This window comes from Plantactinospora sp. WMMB334 (genome assembly GCF_049179095.1).
GTDB lineage: Bacteria > Actinomycetota > Actinomycetes > Mycobacteriales > Micromonosporaceae > Plantactinospora.
On record NZ_JBMHME010000002.1, the window covers coordinates 3813511 to 3831634 of the forward strand.

General features: G+C 72.3%; 16 protein-coding genes and 1 pseudogene. 13 read left to right on the forward strand and 4 right to left on the reverse strand.

Going from position 1 to position 18124, the window contains the following annotated elements; all coding sequences use genetic code 11:
- Positions 1-6: 6 nt before the first annotated feature.
- The 3 genes from ACN27G_RS16225 to ACN27G_RS16235 all read left to right on the forward strand — a co-directional run bounded on the left by ACN27G_RS16225 (position 7) and on the right by ACN27G_RS16235 (position 3801).
- The gene (locus tag ACN27G_RS16225; protein ID WP_421493652.1) at positions 7-786 is read left to right on the forward strand and encodes an ABC transporter ATP-binding protein; all 780 of its coding nucleotides are present in this window, start codon (positions 7-9) and stop codon (positions 784-786) included.
- Positions 776-1546, forward strand: coding sequence for an ABC transporter ATP-binding protein (locus ACN27G_RS16230; protein WP_421493653.1), 771 nt, complete (start codon positions 776-778; stop codon positions 1544-1546). The genes ACN27G_RS16225 and ACN27G_RS16230 overlap by 11 nt, the downstream gene beginning before the upstream one ends.
- Before the next feature lie 107 nt (positions 1547-1653).
- Positions 1654-3801: a PQQ-dependent sugar dehydrogenase gene (locus tag ACN27G_RS16235; protein WP_421493654.1), complete on the forward strand. Its 2148-nt coding sequence runs from the start codon at positions 1654-1656 to the stop codon at positions 3799-3801.
- A 107-nt stretch (positions 3802-3908) separates the two neighbouring features.
- Here the strand turns inward: ACN27G_RS16235 and ACN27G_RS16240 are convergent, their stop codons facing one another.
- Both ACN27G_RS16240 and ACN27G_RS16245 read right to left on the reverse strand, forming a co-directional pair.
- Positions 3909-4565, reverse strand: coding sequence for an exonuclease domain-containing protein (locus tag ACN27G_RS16240; protein ID WP_421493655.1), 657 nt, complete (start codon positions 4563-4565; stop codon positions 3909-3911).
- 6 nt (positions 4566-4571) lie between these two features.
- Positions 4572-6407: a putative nucleotidyltransferase substrate binding domain-containing protein gene (locus ACN27G_RS16245; RefSeq protein ID WP_421493656.1), complete on the reverse strand. Its 1836-nt coding sequence runs from the start codon at positions 6405-6407 to the stop codon at positions 4572-4574.
- 332 nt (positions 6408-6739) lie between these two features.
- Here ACN27G_RS16245 and ACN27G_RS16250 point away from each other — a divergent pair, with 332 nt between their 5' ends.
- Complete coding sequence (locus tag ACN27G_RS16250; protein ID WP_421493657.1) at positions 6740-7162, forward strand: hypothetical protein; 423 nt, start codon at positions 6740-6742, stop codon at positions 7160-7162.
- Positions 7163-7179: 17 nt separating this feature from the next.
- Here the strand turns inward: ACN27G_RS16250 and ACN27G_RS16255 are convergent, their stop codons facing one another.
- Entirely contained in the window at positions 7180-7833 is a 654-nt protein-coding gene (locus ACN27G_RS16255; RefSeq protein ID WP_421493658.1) for a CBS domain-containing protein, read from the reverse strand.
- A 225-nt stretch (positions 7834-8058) separates the two neighbouring features.
- Here ACN27G_RS16255 and ACN27G_RS16260 point away from each other — a divergent pair, with 225 nt between their 5' ends.
- The 9 genes and pseudogenes from ACN27G_RS16260 (at position 8059) to ACN27G_RS16300 (ending at position 17727) form a co-directional block, all read left to right on the forward strand.
- A complete protein-coding gene (locus tag ACN27G_RS16260; RefSeq protein ID WP_421493659.1) occupies positions 8059-8373 on the forward strand; it encodes an HPF/RaiA family ribosome-associated protein in 315 nt (104 codons plus the stop codon).
- Between the two features lie 201 nt (positions 8374-8574).
- Positions 8575-8802, forward strand: coding sequence for a DUF1918 domain-containing protein (locus ACN27G_RS16265; protein WP_421493660.1), 228 nt, complete (start codon positions 8575-8577; stop codon positions 8800-8802).
- Positions 8799-9839, forward strand: a complete 1041-nt coding sequence (locus ACN27G_RS16270) for an Acg family FMN-binding oxidoreductase (RefSeq protein WP_421493661.1) — start codon at positions 8799-8801, stop codon at positions 9837-9839. Before ACN27G_RS16265 ends, ACN27G_RS16270 begins: the two co-directional genes overlap by 4 nt.
- Entirely contained in the window at positions 9832-11022 is a 1191-nt protein-coding gene (locus ACN27G_RS16275) for an ABC transporter ATP-binding protein (RefSeq protein WP_421493662.1), read from the forward strand. The genes ACN27G_RS16270 and ACN27G_RS16275 overlap by 8 nt, the downstream gene beginning before the upstream one ends.
- A 65-nt stretch (positions 11023-11087) precedes the next feature.
- Positions 11088-12074, forward strand: a complete 987-nt coding sequence (locus ACN27G_RS16280) for an Acg family FMN-binding oxidoreductase (protein ID WP_421493663.1) — start codon at positions 11088-11090, stop codon at positions 12072-12074.
- A gap of 298 nt (positions 12075-12372) precedes the next feature.
- On the forward strand, positions 12373-13986 hold the full coding sequence (locus ACN27G_RS16285) for a hypothetical protein (RefSeq protein ID WP_421493664.1): 1614 nt from the start codon (positions 12373-12375) through the stop codon (positions 13984-13986).
- A 418-nt stretch (positions 13987-14404) separates the two neighbouring features.
- The gene (locus tag ACN27G_RS16290; RefSeq protein ID WP_421493665.1) at positions 14405-15823 is read left to right on the forward strand and encodes a cytochrome ubiquinol oxidase subunit I; all 1419 of its coding nucleotides are present in this window, start codon (positions 14405-14407) and stop codon (positions 15821-15823) included.
- 12 nt (positions 15824-15835) lie between these two features.
- Positions 15836-16828 (forward strand): annotated as a pseudogene (gene cydB / locus ACN27G_RS16295) (cytochrome d ubiquinol oxidase subunit II); the annotation flags it as partial.
- A gap of 185 nt (positions 16829-17013) precedes the next feature.
- Positions 17014-17727 carry a DsbA family protein gene (locus ACN27G_RS16300; protein WP_421493666.1) on the forward strand — a complete coding sequence of 238 codons (714 nt, stop codon included), beginning with the start codon at positions 17014-17016 and terminating at the stop codon, positions 17725-17727.
- Here ACN27G_RS16300 and ACN27G_RS16305 read toward each other — a convergent pair.
- Positions 17702-17995, reverse strand: coding sequence for a DUF1876 domain-containing protein (locus ACN27G_RS16305; RefSeq protein WP_421493667.1), 294 nt, complete (start codon positions 17993-17995; stop codon positions 17702-17704). The genes ACN27G_RS16300 and ACN27G_RS16305 overlap by 26 nt on opposite strands.
- Positions 17996-18124: the final 129 nt, after the last annotated feature.

An 18124-nucleotide genomic window follows, 5' to 3' on the forward strand; every position in this document is an offset into this window, starting at 1 on the left:
GCGATCGTGACCGGAACGGCGGGTGCGGCGGTCGGGAGCGGTGCGACGAGTGCGGCACAGAGCCTGGCGACGGTCGGGCTGACCAAGGCGTTCGGCGGGGTGACCGCGCTCGACGCGGCCACCGTCACGTTCCGGCAGGGCGAGGTCAACGCGCTGATCGGGCCGAACGGGTCGGGCAAGACCACCTTCTTCAACTGCGTCACCGGGATGATCCGGCCGGACGGCGGGCGGACGTCGTACCGGGGCGAGGAGATCACCGGCCGCGCGCCGCACCTGATCGCGCGGGCCGGCATCGGGCGGACCTTCCAGCTCTGCCGGGTCTTCCCCCGGATGTCGGCGCTGGACAACGTGCTCGTGGCGGCCCGGAGCGGCGGGCTCTGGAACGGCCTGCGGGGCGCCCGGCGCCGCGCCGAGGTGGACCGGGCCCGGGGCTGGCTGACCCGGCTCGGCATCGAGCACCTCGCCGACGTCGAGGCCCGGAACATGTCCTGGGGGCAGCAGAAGCTGCTGGAACTCGCCGGGGTGCTGATGAGCGGCCCGGAGACCGTCCTCCTCGACGAGCCGGCCGGCGGGGTCAACCCGGCGCTGCTGGACCGGATCGGCAGCCTGGTGCGGGAGCTCAACGCCGAGGGAAGGACCTTCGTGATCGTCGAGCACAACATGGACCTGGTGATGAGCATCAGCGACCACGTCGTGGTCTTCGACCGGGGACGGCCGATCGCCGAGGGGCCACCGTCGGTGATCCGCTCCGACGAGCGCGTGCTGGGGGCGTACCTTGGGGTCTGAGATCGCACTCGTCGACATCCAGGCCGGGTACGGGCGGGCCGCCCCGGTGCTGCGCGGCCTGGACGTGTCGGTCGAGGCCGGCACGATCGTCTGTCTCGTCGGCCCCAACGGCGCCGGGAAGTCCACTGTGCTCAAGGTGGCGAGCGGGCTGTTGAGGCCCCGGTCCGGCCGGATCCTCGTCGGCGGGGTCGACGTCACCGGCCGGGGACCGCAGCAGCTGCTCGCCTCCGGGGTGGCGCACGTGCTCCAGGGACACAGCGTCTTCCCGGAGATGACGGTGGCCGAGAACGTCCTGCTCGGCGGCTACACGCTGCGGAACTCCTCGCTGCGGGCCGAACGGGCCGACTTCGTCCGGGACCTCTTCCCGGTGGTCGCGCAGCGCTGGGGAACGCTCGCCGGGCTCCTCTCCGGCGGGCAGCAGAAACAGGTCGAGTTCGCCCGCTCGCTGATGGTCCAGCCCCGGGTCGTCCTCCTCGACGAGCCGTCGATGGGCCTCGACCCGAAGGCGACCAGCACGGTCTTCGAGCAGGTGGTGCGGATGCGGGACGCCGGCACCGCCGTACTGCTCGTCGAGCAGAACGCCCGGCGGGCGCTGCAGACCGCCGACCTCGGCTGCGTACTCGACCTCGGCCGGGTGCACATCTCCGGGCCGGCGGCGGAGTTGCTGGCCGACCCGCAGCTCGGCGACCTCTACCTCGGCAACCGTCCCGGCACCGCACCGGTCGACGGCGGCACAGGCAGCACAGGCAGCACCAGATAGTCGGGCGGTCACCGGACCGACCCGACCGACCCGACCGCACCACCGGCACCATCCGCACCATCGGCACCACCCTGCCTCAGCCCTCCGAAGAGGATGGAGTGACCCGCGTGCGTATTCCCACCCCGACGATCCGGGCGTCCGGGACGACCGCCTCGCTCACGGCCGCCGCCCTGATCCTGTCCGCCGCCCTCGCCACCTCGCCGGCCCAGGCCGACCCGGTGTACGACCCGATCCCCGAGCCGCCGATCCAGTCCGGGCTCGGTCTCGTCCTCGAGGAGTACGCGGCCTTCCCCAGGTCGGAGCCGGTGCCGGCGCCGACCGACGTACGCCTGATGCGGCACGCCCGGATCAACGCGCTCGTCGAGCTGCCGGACGGATCCGGCCGGCAGGCCGTGCCGGACCTCAACGGCCGGCTCTACCTCGTCGACCCCGGCGGCTCCGGCGGCTCCGGCGGCTCCGGCGGCTCCGGCGACCCCGGCGGCGATGTCGATCCGCGCGTCTACCTCGACGTCGGCGCGGCGTTCGCCCCGGAGTTCTTCTCCGGTCAGGGGCTCGGCCAGGGCTTCGGGTTCGTCGCCTTCGACCCCGGCTTCGGGCGCAACGGACGCTTCTACACCGTGCACACCGAGCAGGCGTCCCGGGTCACCGAGACACCGGACTTCGCCCAGCCGGGCACGCAGTTCCACGGCATCGTCACCGAGTGGACCGCCGACGACCCGGCGGCCGACACCTTCGCCGGCACCCGGCGGGAGGTGCTGCGGATCGGGTTCGCGGGGCGGGTGCACGGCATCCAGCAGATCGACTTCAACCCCACCGCCCGGCGGGGCTCGTCCGACCACGGCCTGCTCTACGTCGCGGTCGGCGACGGCGGGACGGGTGCGCGCGGCACCGATCCGCAGAACATGGCGATGCCGCACGGCAAGATCCTCCGGGTCGACCCGCGGGGCACGAACGCCGGCAACGGCCGGTACGGCGTACCGCCGGGGAACCCGTTCGTCGGCGACCCGGGCGCGCTCGGCGAGATCTACGCGGTCGGGATGCGCGACCCGCACCGGTTCAGTTGGGACCGGGCAACCGGCCGGATGTACCTCGGGCACATCGGCGAGCACGCGATCGAGGCGATCTACGACGTGCGGGCCGGCGACAACCTCGGCTGGAGCGAGCGGGAGGGTGCCTTCGTCTTCGACCGGACGGCGACCGACCCGTGCGACCGGATCCTCCCGCTCCCCGCCGACGACGACCGGTACGGCTACACCTACCCGGTCGCCGCCTACGACCACGACCCGCCGCCGGGCTGGAACTGCACCGACGACGTCGGCGTCGCGGTCGCCGGAGGGTTCGTCTACCGGGGCCGGGACGTGCCGGCGCTGCGCGGCAGGTACGTCTTCGGCGACATCGTCGACGGGCGGGTCTTCTACACCGAGGCGAGCCGGATGCGGCGCGGTGGCAGGCTGGCACCGCTGCACCAGTTGATGCTCTTCGACTCCACGGGCCGGCGGGTGCGGATGCAGGACCTCTCCGGCCCCGGGGCACCCGGCGACCCGAACCGGGTCGACCTGCGCTTCGGCACCGACGCCGAGGGCGAGCTCTATCTGCTGGCAAAGGCGAACGGAAAGATCTGGCGGGTCACCGGCACCCGGACCTTCGCCACCGGTGACGTCGGGGACACCCGGGTCCGCGACACGATGCGGCCGACCAACTGGCGGCCGGTGACCCCGGAGAAGTGGCGGTTCCCCCGGGGCCAGGTGGTGCTGGCCGAGGCCGGGGAGCAGCGCCCCGGCCCGCGCCGACCCTTCGAGTACGCCGTGCTGACCGCCGGCCCCGAGTTCGGCGCGGTGCAGGTCACCGCCGAGGTCAGGCTGGACACCCCGGTGGAGGTCACCAACCGGGACGTGATCATCGTCTTCGGCTACCGCTCGGACACGGAGTTCTACTACGCCCACCTCTCGACGGACAACACGATCTATCCGCACAACGGCATCTTCAAGGTCGACAACGCCGACCGGGAACGCCTCGACCACCAGTGGAACGGGGTGCGGGGCGCGCCACCGGCGATCACCGACGCCCGCTGGCACCGGGTCCGGCTGGTCCACCTGCCGGCCACCGGCGAGATCGCCGTCTATCTCGACGGGTCGCGGGAGCCGCTGATGACCGCGGTCGACACCACGTTCGGCTCCGGCCGGGTCGGCTTCGGCTCGTTCGACAACGTCGGCCGCCTCCGCGACCTGGCGGTACGCGGCACACCTGCGCCGTAGGACGCGGTACGCGGACACCTGCGCCGTGGGCGGACACCTGCGCCGTGGGCGGCACACCTGCACCGTAGGCGGCACACCTGCGCCATGGGACGACGAGCGGCCGGTGCCTAGTGGCTGCGGTGGTGCCGCGACACCGCGTACAGGTCGCCGACGGTGAGCGTGCGCCGCCGGGTGCCGGCCGCGGAGCGCTCCATCCGGGTCGCGAGTGCGAGCAGCAGTTCCGCCGTGGTGAAGGCGTCGCCGAGGGCATGGTGCGGGGTGTGCACCGGCAGTCCCAGGCCCTCGGCGGCGGCTTCGAGCTCCGGCTCGCGGCCCGAGTCGGCGGTGGCGAGTCTGGTCGCCCGGAGCAGTGCCGCCGTGTCCAGCATGATCCGCCCCGGGCGGCGGCCGTACGGTCGCAGCGCGCGGTCGAGGAAGGCGCGCTCGACCCAGGCCGCGTGCGCGACCGGCACCCGGTGACTGAGCAGCCCGACGAGTTCGTCGAGCAGCTCCGCCAGCACGGGTGCGTCGGCGAGGTCGGCGGCCCGCAGCCCGTGCACGGCCAGCGCGGCGGCGGAACTGGGCCGGGACGGCCGTAGCTGCCGGTAGGTGACCTCCGCACAGGGGATCCGGGCGTGCCGGACGAGCACCGCCCCGTACGAGACGATCTCGTCGCGTCCCAGGTCGAGGCCGGTCGTCTCCAGGTCCAGGACGCAGAACTCCGCCTCCCGCCACGGTGTGCGGGGATCGGGTGTCGGCAGCGGCGCGCGACGACGGAGGCGCATCGCGGCTCAGCGCGCCCGCTCGGGCAACCGGTAGCGCCAGTTGCGGTCCACCCCCGCCTGCACCAGGGCGACCGACCGGAAGGTCTCCCGCAGGTGCCGCCGGGTCAGCGAGTCCAGCTCCTTGGGGGCGAGGTACGTCGTCGGGGTACGACCGTCCCGGATCGCCGCGATCTCGTGCTGGATCAGCAGCCCGTAGATGCTCTCGAAGCCGCCGGCCAGGGTCTCCGCCTCGTCGGTGCTGAGCAGGCCCAGGGCGGCGCCCCGGTGCAGTCGGTCGACCGTGCCGCCGGTGGCGTCCCCGGCCGCGATCGCGATCCAGCGGGCCAGCGCGACGATCGGGGTGAGCCCGCCGGCCTTGAGGTCGAGCTGGCCACGGTGCTCACCGGTGTGCGCCACGACGAAGTCCCGGACGAAGCCGTTCGGCGGCCGCCACGCCAACGCCTCGTCCAGGACGGCGCGCAGAAACTGGCTGGTACGGGTGTGCGAGCGGATCCCGGCGGTCAGCGCCTGGCCGAGCGCCGGCTCGGTGAGCGGGCGGCTGTCGGCGACCATCGCGGAGAGCAGCAGGGCCTTCTCCTGGGTCGGGTCGCCCTGCCAGTCGCGTGCCGCCGCTATCCACTCCGACCGGGAGCGGCTGAAAAGGGGGTTGTGGGCGTTGACGCCGTTGGCGCAGAGGGTCAGGCCGCACCGTTGCAGGTCGCGGAGGACCTCCCTGGCCCCGGCGCGGAACCGCTCCGCACGATCCGGCTCGGGCGTCGCCGGATCGTCGGGGTCGGCCCAGACCAACGCCGTGTCGATGTCGGAGAGTGGCAGCGGCTCCCGGCGGGCCAGGGAGCCGAGCAGCACCCACGAGTGCCGGACGCCGTCCAGTACCGGGCCGTGGTGCAGCCGCAGCACCCGCCGGACGACCGCGTCGACGACCGCCGCATGGACGGCGCCGATGTGCACGGCCGCGACACCGTTCCCGGCGAGTTCGACCAGGGCGCCCGGCAGCAGCCCGCACGCCTCGGCCAACTGGTCGAGGTCATCGGCGTCGTCGACGGCCGAACGGACCAGCAGCGGATCCCGCACCTCGACCTGGGCCAGGTCCACGGCCCGCACCACCCCGGACGGCCGGCCGTCCCGGTCGACCACGACCAGATGGTGCACGCCGTGCTCGACCATCCGCAGCAGCCCCGCCGCCTGGGTGGCGTCCTCCCGCACCGTCAGCACCGGCACGCTGGCCAGGTCGGCGACCGGCGCGTCGACGCCGACCCGGCCGGTCGCCACGCCCCGCCGAAAGTCGAGGTCGGTGACGATGCCGAGCCCGGCGGTGGTGCGTACCAGCGCACACGACGAGCCGTTCGCGCCGATCCGGTCCGCCACGTCGCGTACCCGGTCGGCCCCGTCGCACCAGACCACCGGCCGGGACAGCCGGGTCAGGGGCTGGCCGGCGCGCCCCGGACCGGCGCCGACGACGTGCTGCCGGCCGGTACCGGGCCGGACGGCGGCGTAGCGCAGCCGGTCGGGACGGGACAGGAAGCCGCGGGGATCGGGGATCCGCAGGCAGAGGCTCTCCTCGTGGGCCCGGAGACGCACCGGCGGCGGCAGGCCGGAGAGCAGCCAGACGTGCCCGTAGGTGTCGCCGGGCCCCAGCAGGTCCACGACGCGGCCCCGGTCCACCACCTCCAGTGCCCCGGTGCGCACCACCCAGAGGTGGGTCAGCGGCTCGTCCTTTGGCACGACGGTGGCACCGGCCGCGAAGTATTCGACCTCGACGCGCGTGACGAGCCGCGCCAGGTCGTCGGGGTCCAGCGCGTCGAAGGGCGGCTGCTCGCCGAGGAAGTCCGCGAACTCCTTCACCGCCGCCCGCTCCCTTCGACGGTCCTCGACGGACGACCGCCGCAGGCACCGTACGACGATTGTCGCCCGTCCGCTCCCGATGCTCCTCCGCCGCGCCCTTGCAGAGTGCCGCGCCCCTGCAGAGTGCCGTGCCCTGCCTGAGTGCGGTCAGTGCCGGAGGCCCCGGGGACGCCCGCCCTCCGGCCCTACTGCGCATTGCCGGCCGCGATGTACGACGAAGGCAGAGGAGGGTACGACCGGGAAACAGGACGAGTCGTACGACCGCGAGCGGGACGACCCGCGCCGCCCTGACCGGATACGGCGCCCGGTGCGCCCGGATCAGGAGGAAGGCCATGCTCGACACCGTCACCCGCCCTGACCAGGGCCGGCGAGCCGATCCGCCGGGTCAGCCGGTCACGCTGGCCGGCCCCGAGCCGGTGATCCTGGTGCCGGTGGTCCGGGGCGGCTCGGTTCCACGGCCGATCGGCGCCTGGGTGCTGACACACGGCACCGTCCGCTACCGGCCCGCGGTCGACCTGCGGGAGGTCCTCGGGGCGGCGGTGCTCGTCGCCGCCGTCACGGCGGTGGCGGTGACCCGGCGGCGTCCCCCGGCCGTCGGCGCCATCCGGATGGGGCACGGCGGCTGGGTGAGCCTCAAGGGCGTGCCGGCACCGGCGCTGACCGCCGGCCGCCGGCCGTGGTGGGCCCGCGTGCTGCGGGCCCGCCGGCTGGTCGTGGAGCGCCCGACGAGGCGACCGCGGATGCCGGCCCGGTGAGGCGCCGGACAGCCCGGTCAGGCGACCCCGACGAGCGTCGGTGCGGTGTCGTCGAAGGCGAAGGTCAGCCGGTTTTCTACGGCGACCACCCCGGCCACGGCCTCGGCGAGGCGCACGGCCGTGACGACGGCGCTGTACCGGTCGAGTTCGCCGGCCAGCGTGACCACGCCGTCGTGCACCTCCACCCGGACGGTGCCGTCGCGGACGCCGAGGATCCGGTGCAGGACACCTTCGACCACGTCGCGGCGGATGTCGGCGTCCGGGCGTAGCTGGATCCTGAGCAGGTCACCCCGGGTGACGATGCCGACCAGCCGGCCCAGGTCGTCGATGACCGGCAGGCGTTTGACGTGTTCGGCCGCCATCCGCCGGGCAGCGGCCGGGATCGGCGTGTGCGCCATCGTGGTGACCGGCGGGCCGGTCATCAGGTCTCTCGCCAGCGCGGCGGTGGCCTTCACCCGGGCGGTACGGCGGCGCCGGCCCTCGAACACCCGGCGGGTCCCCGGGTGCCCCTCCGTCTCGATCTTGTGCAGCAGGTCGGCCTCGGAGACCACCCCGAGCACGCGGTCGAAGTTGTCGACCACCGGCACGGCGCTGACCCGCCTGCTGGTGAGGAGGTCGACGATTCCCCGGTAGGGCGTCTCCTCGTGCACCGTGGCGACGTCCCTGCTCATGACATCGGCGACCGTCCATAGTCTCATCGTCTGTCCCGCCTTCCGACCATTGGTTCTCGTTCTCACCTCGACCGTATGGCCACGGCCACGTCGCGGATCAGTGCCGACCTGCCGCGTTCCGCGGGACCAAGGACCGGTCCGGGCGGGTCGGCCGACCCTGGGCGCTCCGGAAGCGGCCGAGCCATGGTGAACGCCCATGATCTTCTGCTCTGGAGGGGATCGGCGATGACCAGACTGACCGCACCACCGCAACCCCAGGTGTACGTGCACGGCCCGATCCGGGCCGGCCAGATCGAGTACGCACGCCGGAAGACGGGCGCCGCCCTCGAGCACGCGCCCCGGCCGGTCCTCTTCGTGCGGCTGACCCTGGGCCACGCCAGGGTGCGGGGTGCGGGGCAGCCGTACGCGGTGGCGGTGCACGCCGACGTCTCGGGCCTGGAGATCCACGCGGCGGCGACCGCGGCGACGTTCAGCGAGGCGGTCGACCTGGCGCAGCGGCGACTCGGCGCGCAACTGAGCCGGGCGGACCGGCGGCGGTAACGGCTGAGCCCGGTGAGGCGGCGGTAACGGCTGAGCCGGGCGAGGCCGGCCTGCGGGCGGGCCTGGACGCGCCAGCCCTCGGTGCCGCCGCGCCGAAGGTCCCTGCCAGTGCGGCAGGAGGGCCCTGGCCCGACCGGCCTTACCGCCGGCAGGGTCACGGTAGAGGGGTCCCAGCGGGGACGGCAGACATCGGAGGTCACCATGAAGGCCAAGGTCAGCGACCGTCTCGTCCTGGAGGGCACGCACGTCGGCGACCCGAGGCGGGTCGGTGTCGTCACCGCCGTGCGCAGCGACGCCGGTGAACCGCCGTACGTCGTCCGCTGGCTGGACAGCGGGAAGGAGTCGCTGGTGTTCCCCGGTGCCGACGCGCGCATCGAGCCCGCGTCGCGGGCACCGGCACCGGCTCCCGGAGGCGAGGGCGGGCGGTGACCACCGGCGACTGGGCGGCGGACGCGGACGGCACGCCGCGGGGGCTGTTGCGGGCGTGCCTGGAGGCCGCCGTCGCCGCACCCTCGGTGCACAATACCCAGCCCTGGCGGTTCAGGATCTCCGGCGGCACGGTCGACATCCTCGCCGACCGCGGCCGGCGGCTGGCGGTACTCGACCCGCAGGGCCGCGAGTTGCTCATCAGCATCGGCGCCGCCGTGTTCAACCTGCGGGCGGCGATGCTCGCCCACGGCCGGACCCCGGTGCTGCACCTGCTGCCGGCGGTCGACGAACCGGACCTTGCCGCCCGGATCACCGTCGGCCCGCCGACCAGAGCCCCGGCCACGGCGATGATGCTGGCCGAGGCGATCCCCCGGCGGCACACCAACCGGCAGCCGTTCCACGAGGTACACGTGCCCGCGGAGGCCCTGGTCGACCTCTCGGCCGCCGCCGAGGCCGAGCGGGCCCGGCTGGTGGTCACCGATCCGCGCGCACGGGACGCGGTCCTGGACGTGGTCCGCATCGCCGAGCAACGGCGCCGGCACGATCCGGCGTACTGGCGGGAACTGCACGAGTGGACGTTGCCGGCCGCGGAGCGCCACGACGGGGTGCCGCCGGAGGCGTTCGGGTCGTGGGACGCCCTGGAGACGGTGCCGATCCGTGACTTCAGCACCGTACGCCCCGCCCACCGGCGCGGACCCGCACCGTTCGAACAGGCGCCGGCGATCGCCGTGCTCTACACCCGGGGCGACACGCCGTACGAGTGGCTGCGCGGCGGGCAGGCGCTGGAGCGGGTGCTGCTCACGGCCACCGTACGCGGGCTGGTCTCCACGATCATGACGCAGCCGGTGGAGGTGCCGCACCTGCGGGCGCTGCTCGAAGACCCTGCCGACGGGAACGTCGCCCAGGCTGTCCTGCGGTTCGGCTACGGACCGGTGAGCGCGGCCTCGAAGCGGCGCCCGCTGGAGGAGGTCATCGTGCCGGCCGACCGGCCCGCCCGAGCGTCGGCGCGTCAGGAGAGGAAGGGCCCAGATGGCTGACGTGACCATGACCGACGTGACGAAGGTCTTTCCCGGCGGGACCACCGCCGTCGACCGGGTGAGCCTGACCGTCGCCAACGGGGAGTTCATCGTGCTGGTCGGACCCTCCGGCTGCGGCAAGTCGACCCTGCTGCGGATGGTCGCCGGTCTGGAGGAGGTCACCGACGGCACGATCGAGATCGGCGGCCGGATCGTCAACGACGTGCCGCCGAAGGACCGCGACATCGCGATGGTCTTCCAGAACTACGCGCTCTATCCGCACATGACGGTGGCCCAGAACCTCGGCTTCAGCCTGCGCCTGCGGGGGATGCACAAGCCGGCCATCCAGGACCAGGTCGGCGAGACGGCCCGGGTGCTCGGCCTGACCACGCTGCTCGACCGCAAGCCGGCCGCCCTCTCCGGCGGCCAGCGGCAGCGGGTCGCCATGGGCCGGGCCATCGTGCGGCAACCCCAGGTCTTCCTGATGGACGAGCCGCTCTCCAACCTGGACGCCAAGCTCCGGGTCGCGATGCGCGGCGAGCTGAGCCGGCTGCACCAGCGGTACGGCACCACGACGATCTACGTGACGCACGACCAGGTCGAGGCGATGACCCTCGGCAGCCGCATCGCGGTGCTGGACCGTGGCCGGCTCCAGCAGGTGGGCCCGCCCGACGAGCTGTACGCCTCTCCCCGGAACGTCTTCGTGGCCGGCTTCATCGGGTCACCGGCGATGAACCTGGCCACCTGTCGGGTCGAGGAGACCGAGGAGGGGCTGGCCCTGCTGCTCGGTGGCCACCGGTGGCCGGTACCCGACGGCCAGGTGGCGCTCCGGCCCGGTCTGCGCTCCTACCGGGGTCGCGAGATCGTCCTCGGGCTCCGCCCGACCGCCATCGGACTGCCGGAGGCGGCGGCCGGTGACTGTCCCCGGCTGCGGGTGACGGCCGTGACGGTCGAGTCGCTGGGCGGGGAGAAGAACCTGCTCTTCGCCCCACCGTCCGGTGAGGCCCGGGTGGAGTCCCTGGCCACGGCGGACGACGGCGCGCCGGCACTCTGGACCGCGCGGCTGCCCGCCCTGGCCCCGGTGCACGCGGGCGACGAGGTCGAGGTGGCGGTCGAGCTGGGCCGGGCCTACTTCTTCGACCCGGAGAGCACCGAGGCGCTCCCCGTCACCGAACCCGCGCCGGTGCTGCTCGCCACGAAGTGAGCGGGTCGGCACGCGCCGGCCGCCGCCACCGGGAAGGATAGGGGCACGGTCCGAAGGGAGCTGTGATGACCGAGACCGAACGCCCCGCCGCCGCGGTTCTGGCCGAGGCCGCCGAAGCCGCCGGCTACGCGCCGTCCGTGCACAACACCCAGCCCTGGCGGTGGCGGGTGGCGGGCGACATCCTCGACCTGCACGCCGTACGCGAGCGCCAACTGCGGGTGGCCGACCCCGAGGGGCGGCTGCTGACGATAAGTTGCGGCACCGCACTGCACCACGCCCTCGTCGCGCTGGCCACCGAGGGCTGGTCCGCCGAGGTCACCCCGCTGCCCGACCCCGCCGACGCCGACCACCTGGCGCGGGTCAGGCTCACCGGCCGGGTGGGCGTGACCCCGGAGGCGATGCGCCTCTTCCAGGCGGTACGGCTGCGCCACACGGACCGGCGGCCGGTCAGCGAGACGCCGGCCGGCGAGGAGGCGCTCGCCGCCGTGGAGCGGGCGGTGCGGGCCGAGGGCGTCCAGTCGCACCTGCTCACCGGCGACCAGATCCTGGAACTGGCCGCCGCCGCCTCGCACGCGGACCAGGTCGAGACCGAGGACGAGGAGCAGGTCACCGAGCTGGCGTACTGGATCGGCGGTGACCGGCCGGAGGGTGCCGGCATCCCGGACGCGGTGATCCCGAGCCGGGCCCCGGAGACGACCGTGCCGGGCCGCGATTTCGTCCGGGCCGGCACGCTCACCGTCGGCCCCGGGCACGACCGGGCCGCACGCTACGCCGTGATCTACGGTCCGGGCGACGAGCCGGCCGACTGGTTGCGGGCCGGTGCGGCGGTCTCCGCCGGCTGGCTGGTCGCCACCGAGCACGGCGTCACGGTGCTGCCGTTCAGCTCCGTCGTCGAGCTGCCCACGACCCGGCGCCAGCTGCGCGAGATGATCAGCAACGTCGGATACCCGTACCTGGTGCTGCGCCTCGGCACCGCCGATCCGGAGACGGCCGGCCCGCCGCACACCCCCCGCCTGCCGGCTGCCCAGACCATCGAGGTCGTCCGAGAATAGCGCAGGGATCCCTCAGTCCGGTCTCTGGAAACGATATCGTCGGCAGCGCGCCCGACTGACAACCCATCAGAACCAGGTCACAAAAAAATCGGTGCGATTAGATCAGATTTTTCACCTGCAACGTCCGACTGGGAACAAACATTATCTGGCTACAGAATGGATCACGAAGGTGTTTACCCTACCCGATATTGAGTAGATCAGGAGCTATGGCAAAATTCATGGTGTGGTGACAGTAGAATCTGAGAGTGTTGCAGGAGTCGACACTGCCCGACGCGATCGGCCTGGACGGTTAGCCCTGTTGGTTGGCATCGCGCTCGGAATCGCCGGGCTCGGCTATCGGCTGGTCATGCTTCTCATTGACGTTCCGCCGAGCAACAGCGATGAGGCGACGATGGGGCTCGCGGCCATGCACATCTCCGAGGGTCGACACTGGCCAGCGTTCTTCTACGGCCAGCACTACATGGGCACCCTGGAAGCCTATCTCGCCGCGCCGATCTTCGCCTGGCTCGGACCGTCCGTCCTCGCCCTGCGTCTACCACTGCTGTTGCTCTACGCGGCGTTCCTGGTCTTCCTCTGGGTACTCACCCGATGGCTCTACTCGCCGTGGCTGGCCACCTTCACGGTGGGCCTGCTGGCGCTCGGCTCCGACCGAATCTTGAAAAACCAGCTCATCGGCGGTGGCGGCTATCCGGAGATTGACCCCCTCGGGGTATTGCTCCTACTGCTCAGCATCGGGCTAGCCTTGAATCGTATCCGCCATCGGACTGTCGGTTACGCAGCCTGGGGCTTGATCGCTGGAATGCTGGTCTGGATCCAATGGCTGATGATGCCCTACGTGGTCGCGGCCGGCGTGTTGCTGCTGGCCAGCACCCGCCGGCAGATGCTCCGCCGGGGTCATTTGAGCGTGCTGGCTTTGCTCGGTGGGTTTCTGCTCGGTGTTGCGCCGCAGTTGGCCCATACGTTGAACACCGGCCACGACCCTGTCTCGGTCTTTCTCAACCTCAGCAACGGCGGACAGGCCGGCTGGCTCGACCGCCTCTACGGCGGGACGCTCTTCGGTCTTCCGATGGGTACTGGGATGTGTATGCCCAGCCAATGCCAACCGTGGCAGCTTTGGTGGGGGCTGGCCTACCCGGTCCTGCTGGTATCCGCCGCAGTGCTGGCCTGGCGAGGGCTGCGCCGAACCACCGCGTGCGCGCCCCTTCCGGGCGGCTCTGAGTCGGACCTTGCAACAGGACTTCCCGCCTGGCCCGCCGATCGGATCCGTCACGCCGCACGACTAACGCTGGTCGTCGCAGCCGGAGTGAGCCTGCTCTCCTATGTTCTGAGCAGTGCCGCCGGGGCCACTCCGGTGGAGAGCGCCCGCTACCTCCACGGCTTGCTCATCTCCACTCCGGCTCTCCTCTGGCCGCTATGGCAGGTCGCCAGCCGATCCGGCACTCAAACCGGTAGCGGTGCGATCGCCCGGACAACTCGCATCGGTACAAGTGCCGCGCTGGCCGGAGTGCTCTGCACCGCATTGGTGGCAACCGTCGGCCTCTTGAAGCAGGCACCGGACTACCGACGACTCGCCGAGCAGCGCCTAGACCTGGTAGCCATACTCCGCGTCGACGACGTCCAGCACATCTATGCCGACTACTGGACCTGCAATAGCATCACCTTCGCCACGAGTGAGGAGACCATCTGCGCGGTTCTCGGCGAAGACCTTCGGGCCGGGCTGGACCGATACCTGCCGTACCGCAACCAGGTGGCGAGCGCCCCACATCCGGCCTTCGTCCTACCGGCTGGCTCACCACTGAGCGCGGCGGTCGCCGAGCACATCGCCGAACAGGGCCTCGACCCACACCTGCGTCACATCTCCGGGTACGACATCTATCGACCGAGCCAGCGGATCGGGCTGCCCCGGCCCTAAGTCGTCTGGTCGGAGCCCATACTCGTGTCTCTACGCCAAGGTGATGTGCTGGTGTGGGGAGGCGTGGCCCTGCCCCGTCGGTCATAGCCGCGTTCAAGGACTACTGGTGGCACCCTGCGCCTGAGCTGAGCGGCGTGAGCGCAGGGAATCTTCTCGATCTCACATGTCCGACCGCGTGGCAGGTGCCGACGGTGGCCGGGTGAACTCGTGCTGCGGGTGGTGGCGGTGGACTCCCGCCCGACCTACCACGGCTTCGCCTGGATCACCGGCTACTGACGCCCGCGCCCGGGCCGGTATGTGCTCTCGGTCCCGCCGGAACGGGTCTTGCGGCCCTGCCGGGCCGGGCGCCCCGGACTGAATCCTTCTCCCAGGGCGGCGCTGTCGCGCGGCCGGCACAACTGGGGAAAGGGACGGCAGCGTGGATGCACTGGATCTGGCCCGGTGGCAGTTCGGGGTCACCACCGTCTACCACTTCCTGTTCGTACCGATCACGATCGGGCTGTCGTTCCTGGTCGCGACGATGCAGACGGTGTGGGTACGGACCGGCGACGAGCGGTGGCTCCGACTGACCCGGTTCTACGGGAAGCTTCTTCTGATCAACTTCGCCATGGGCGTGGTCACCGGCATCGTGCAGGAGTTCCAGTTCGGGATGAACTGGAGCGACTACTCCCGCTTCGTCGGCGACATCTTCGGTGCGCCGCTGGCCGTGGAGGCGCTGCTGGCGTTCTTCCTCGAGTCGACCTTCCTCGGCCTCTGGATCTTCGGCTGGGACCGGCTGCCCCGCCGGATCCACCTCGCCACCATCTGGGCGGTGTCGATCGGCACGATCCTGTCGGCGTACTTCATCCTGGCCGCCAACTCCTGGATGCAGAACCCGGTCGGCTACCGCTTCAACCCGGACACCGGCCGGGCCGAGCTGACCGACTTCCTCGCCGTACTGACCAACAAGGTCACCCTGGTCACCTTCCCGCACACCCTCGCCGGATGCTTCATGACCGCCGGTGCGCTCGTGCTGGCGGTGGCCCTCTGGCACCTGATCCGTCGGCCCGGCAGCGACCAGGTCGGCGCCTTCCGGGTGGCGGCGAAGCTGGGCGCCTGGGTCACCCTGGTCGGCACCGTGGCCACCCTGATCACCGGCGACATCCAGGGCAAGATCATGACCCAGGTGCAGCCGATGAAGATGGCCGCCGCCGAAGGGCTGTACGACTCGGAGCAGTCCGCCGCGTTCTCGGTCCTCACCATCGGCAGCCTCGACGGCAGCCGCGAGGTCTACGCCCTGAAGATTCCCGGCCTGCTCTCCTGGCTCGCCAGCGGCGACTTCAACGCCGAGGTGCAGGGGATCAACGACCTCCAGGCCCAGTACTCGGCCCAGTACGGCGCCGGCTCGTACACGCCGGTCATCCCGGTCACCTACTGGAGTTTCCGCCTGATGATCGGCTTCGGCATCCTCGCCGCGCTCGCCGCCCTCTGGGCGCTCTGGACGATGCGCCGCGGCCGGACCCCCACCTCCCGGTGGCTGCTCCGCACCGGGCTGGTCCTGCCGCTGCTCCCCCTCGCCGCCAACGCGTTCGGCTGGATCTTCACCGAGATGGGGCGCCAGCCCTGGATCGTCTTCGGCGAGATGCTCACCCGCGACGGCGTCTCCCGCACCGTCTCCACCGGAGAGGTGGTCACCTCCCTGGCCGGCTTCACCCTCCTCTACGGGGTGCTCGCCGTCATCGAGGTCGGCCTGCTGCTCCGCTTCATCAAGGCCGGCCTGCCCGACGCCGCGCCACCGTCACCGCCCGACACCGGCTCGGACGCCGACGAGGACCGTCCGCTAGCGTTCGCCTACTGAGGAGTCTGCACAGTGGAACTCTCCACCATCTGGTTCATCCTCGTCGCCGTGCTCTTCACCGGCTACTTCGTCCTGGAGGGGTTCGACTTCGGCGTCGGCATCCTGCTGCCCGTCCTCGGCCGGGACGAGCGGGAGCGCCGCGTCCTGATCAACACCATCGGCCCGGTCTGGGACGGCAACGAGGTGTGGGTACTCACCGCCGGTGGCGCCATGTTCGCCGCCTTCCCCGAGTGGTACGCCACGCTCTTCTCCGGCTTCTACCTCCCGCTGCTGCTCATCCTGGCCGCGCTCATCCTGCGCGGTGTGGCGTTCGAATACCGTGGCAAGCGCGCCGAGCCGCGCTGGCGGGCGCGCTGGGACGCGGCGATATTCGCCGGCTCGCTGCTCCCGGCCGTGCTCTGGGGCGTCGCCTTCGCCAACATCGTCCGGGGCGTACGCCTGGACGCCGACCACGAGTACGTGGGCAACCTCTTCCACCTGCTCAACCCGTACGCCCTGCTCGGCGGACTGGTCACGCTGAGCCTCTTCGTCACGCACGGCGCGGTGTTCCTGGCCCTGAAGACCAGCGGTGACGTGCGGGTCCGGGCCAACGCGCTGGCCGCCCGCGCCGGGCTGGCCGCGGCGGCCCTCGCGGTGGTCTTCCTGGCCTGGACGCTGCTGGGCGTCCGGGGCGGCGTCGCCGCCGCGGTGCTCGCGGTGCTCGCCGCCGTCGCGCTGGTCGGCGGGCTGCTGGCCAACCGGGCCGGACGGGAGGGCTGGGCCTTCCTCGGTACGGCCGCCGCGATCGCGCTCGCCGTCGCCACGCTCTTCTCCGCCCTCTATCCGAACGTGCTCCCGTCCACGCTGGGCAGCGCCAGCAGTCTCACGGTCGACAACGCCTCCTCCACCCCGTACACGTTGAAGATCATGACCTGGGTGGCGGTGGTCTTCACGCCGATCGTCCTGCTCTACCAGGGCTGGACGTACTGGGTCTTCCGCCGCCGCATCGGCGTCGGCAACATCCCGGACGAACCCGTGCCCGGGCCGACCGGGCCGACCGAGCCGACCGGGCCGACCGAGTCCGCCCGGCTCACCGCGTCGATCGGGCCGGAGGACCCCGGGGCTCCGGGACCAACGGGTCTGCCCGGAGGCGGCAGGCGGCGCCAGGATCGACGCACGACCGTAGGTGACGCGGGTGGGAGGGATCAGGCATGAGCAGCCGGGCGAGCCGCAAGGAACAGATCCGGGTGGCGCGCGAGCTGCGCGCGCGGCAGCAGCGCCGGCGGCGGACCAGGCTGGTGACCGCGGTCGCGGTCGGGGTCCTGCTCGCCGCCGGGTTGACCGGGTACGCGGTCTACGCCGCGCAGCGCGTCGGGGACGACTTCGCGGTGCCCGCCTCCGCCACCTCCGACCGGGCCGGACTGCGGGTCGGTGACGGGCCGGTCACCGTCGAGATCTACCTCGACTTCCTCTGCCCGGCGTGCCGGGCCTTCGAGGCGGAGGCCGGCACGACGATCGAGCGTCTGGTCGACGAGGGACGCATCACGCTCGTCTACCACCCGGTGGCGATCCTCGACCGCTACTCGAGCAACGCCTACTCGTCCCGCTCGGCCGCCGGAGCCGGCTGCGCCGCCGACGCCGGCAAGCTGGCCGGCTACGTCACGGCGCTCTACGCCGACCAGCCCGCCGAGGGCGGCCCCGGGCACAGCGACGAACGGATCGCCGACCTCGCGGCCGGCGCCGGGATCCCCCGCGAGCCCTTCGCCCAGTGCCTGCGCGAGGGTCGGTACGCCGACTGGGTGACCCAGGTGACCCACGCGATGGGCGAGCAGCGGGTCACCGGCACGCCGACGGTCGTGGTCGACGGCGAGCGCCTGGCCAGGCCGAGCGCCGCGAGCCTCACTGCGGCCGTCGAGGCGGTGTAGCCGGTCGAGGCGGAGTGGCCGGCGGCACGGTCGCCGGCGGCCGCGCCGCCTCCAGCAGTAGGTGGGCCAGGTCCGTGAGGGCCCGGGACACCGCCAACTCGTCCCCGATCTCCGGCATCTCCGGGTCGGTCGGGTTGCGCCGCGCCACGCCGCTGCCGACCAGGCCGATCCGGCTCGGTGTGTGCAGCCGCGCCTCGGCACGGGTACGCCGCTCGTCACCGTGCTCGTCGATGAAGATGTCCACCATCCACCGTTTCGCCTGCGTCATCGCGATCACCTCCGCACGTCCAGGGTTGCCGCGGCCGAGGGGTGCCCCAAGGGGCGAAGGTCCCGCCGACACGTTCCGCAGGACCCTGCCGGGCGGATCGCCGGGGCAGCAGTGTCGAGGTGTGACGCC

What these genes read in the sequence shown, in the direction of transcription:
- ACN27G_RS16305 (WP_421493667.1), bottom strand. Translation starts at nt 17,995, where the DNA reads ATGACGCAGGCGAAACGGTGGATGGTGGACATCTTCATCGACGAGCAC.
- ACN27G_RS16265 (WP_421493660.1), top strand. Translation starts at nt 8,575, where the DNA reads ATGAAGGCCAAGGTCAGCGACCGTCTCGTCCTGGAGGGCACGCACGTC.
- ACN27G_RS16300 (WP_421493666.1), top strand. Translation starts at nt 17,014, where the DNA reads ATGAGCAGCCGGGCGAGCCGCAAGGAACAGATCCGGGTGGCGCGCGAG.
- ACN27G_RS16280 (WP_421493663.1), top strand. Translation starts at nt 11,088, where the DNA reads ATGACCGAGACCGAACGCCCCGCCGCCGCGGTTCTGGCCGAGGCCGCC.
- ACN27G_RS16255 (WP_421493658.1), bottom strand. Translation starts at nt 7,833, where the DNA reads ATGAGCAGGGACGTCGCCACGGTGCACGAGGAGACGCCCTACCGGGGA.
- ACN27G_RS16250 (WP_421493657.1), top strand. Translation starts at nt 6,740, where the DNA reads ATGCTCGACACCGTCACCCGCCCTGACCAGGGCCGGCGAGCCGATCCG.
- ACN27G_RS16275 (WP_421493662.1), top strand. Translation starts at nt 9,832, where the DNA reads ATGGCTGACGTGACCATGACCGACGTGACGAAGGTCTTTCCCGGCGGG.
- ACN27G_RS16240 (WP_421493655.1), bottom strand. Translation starts at nt 4,565, where the DNA reads ATGCGCCTCCGTCGTCGCGCGCCGCTGCCGACACCCGATCCCCGCACA.
- ACN27G_RS16260 (WP_421493659.1), top strand. Translation starts at nt 8,059, where the DNA reads ATGACCAGACTGACCGCACCACCGCAACCCCAGGTGTACGTGCACGGC.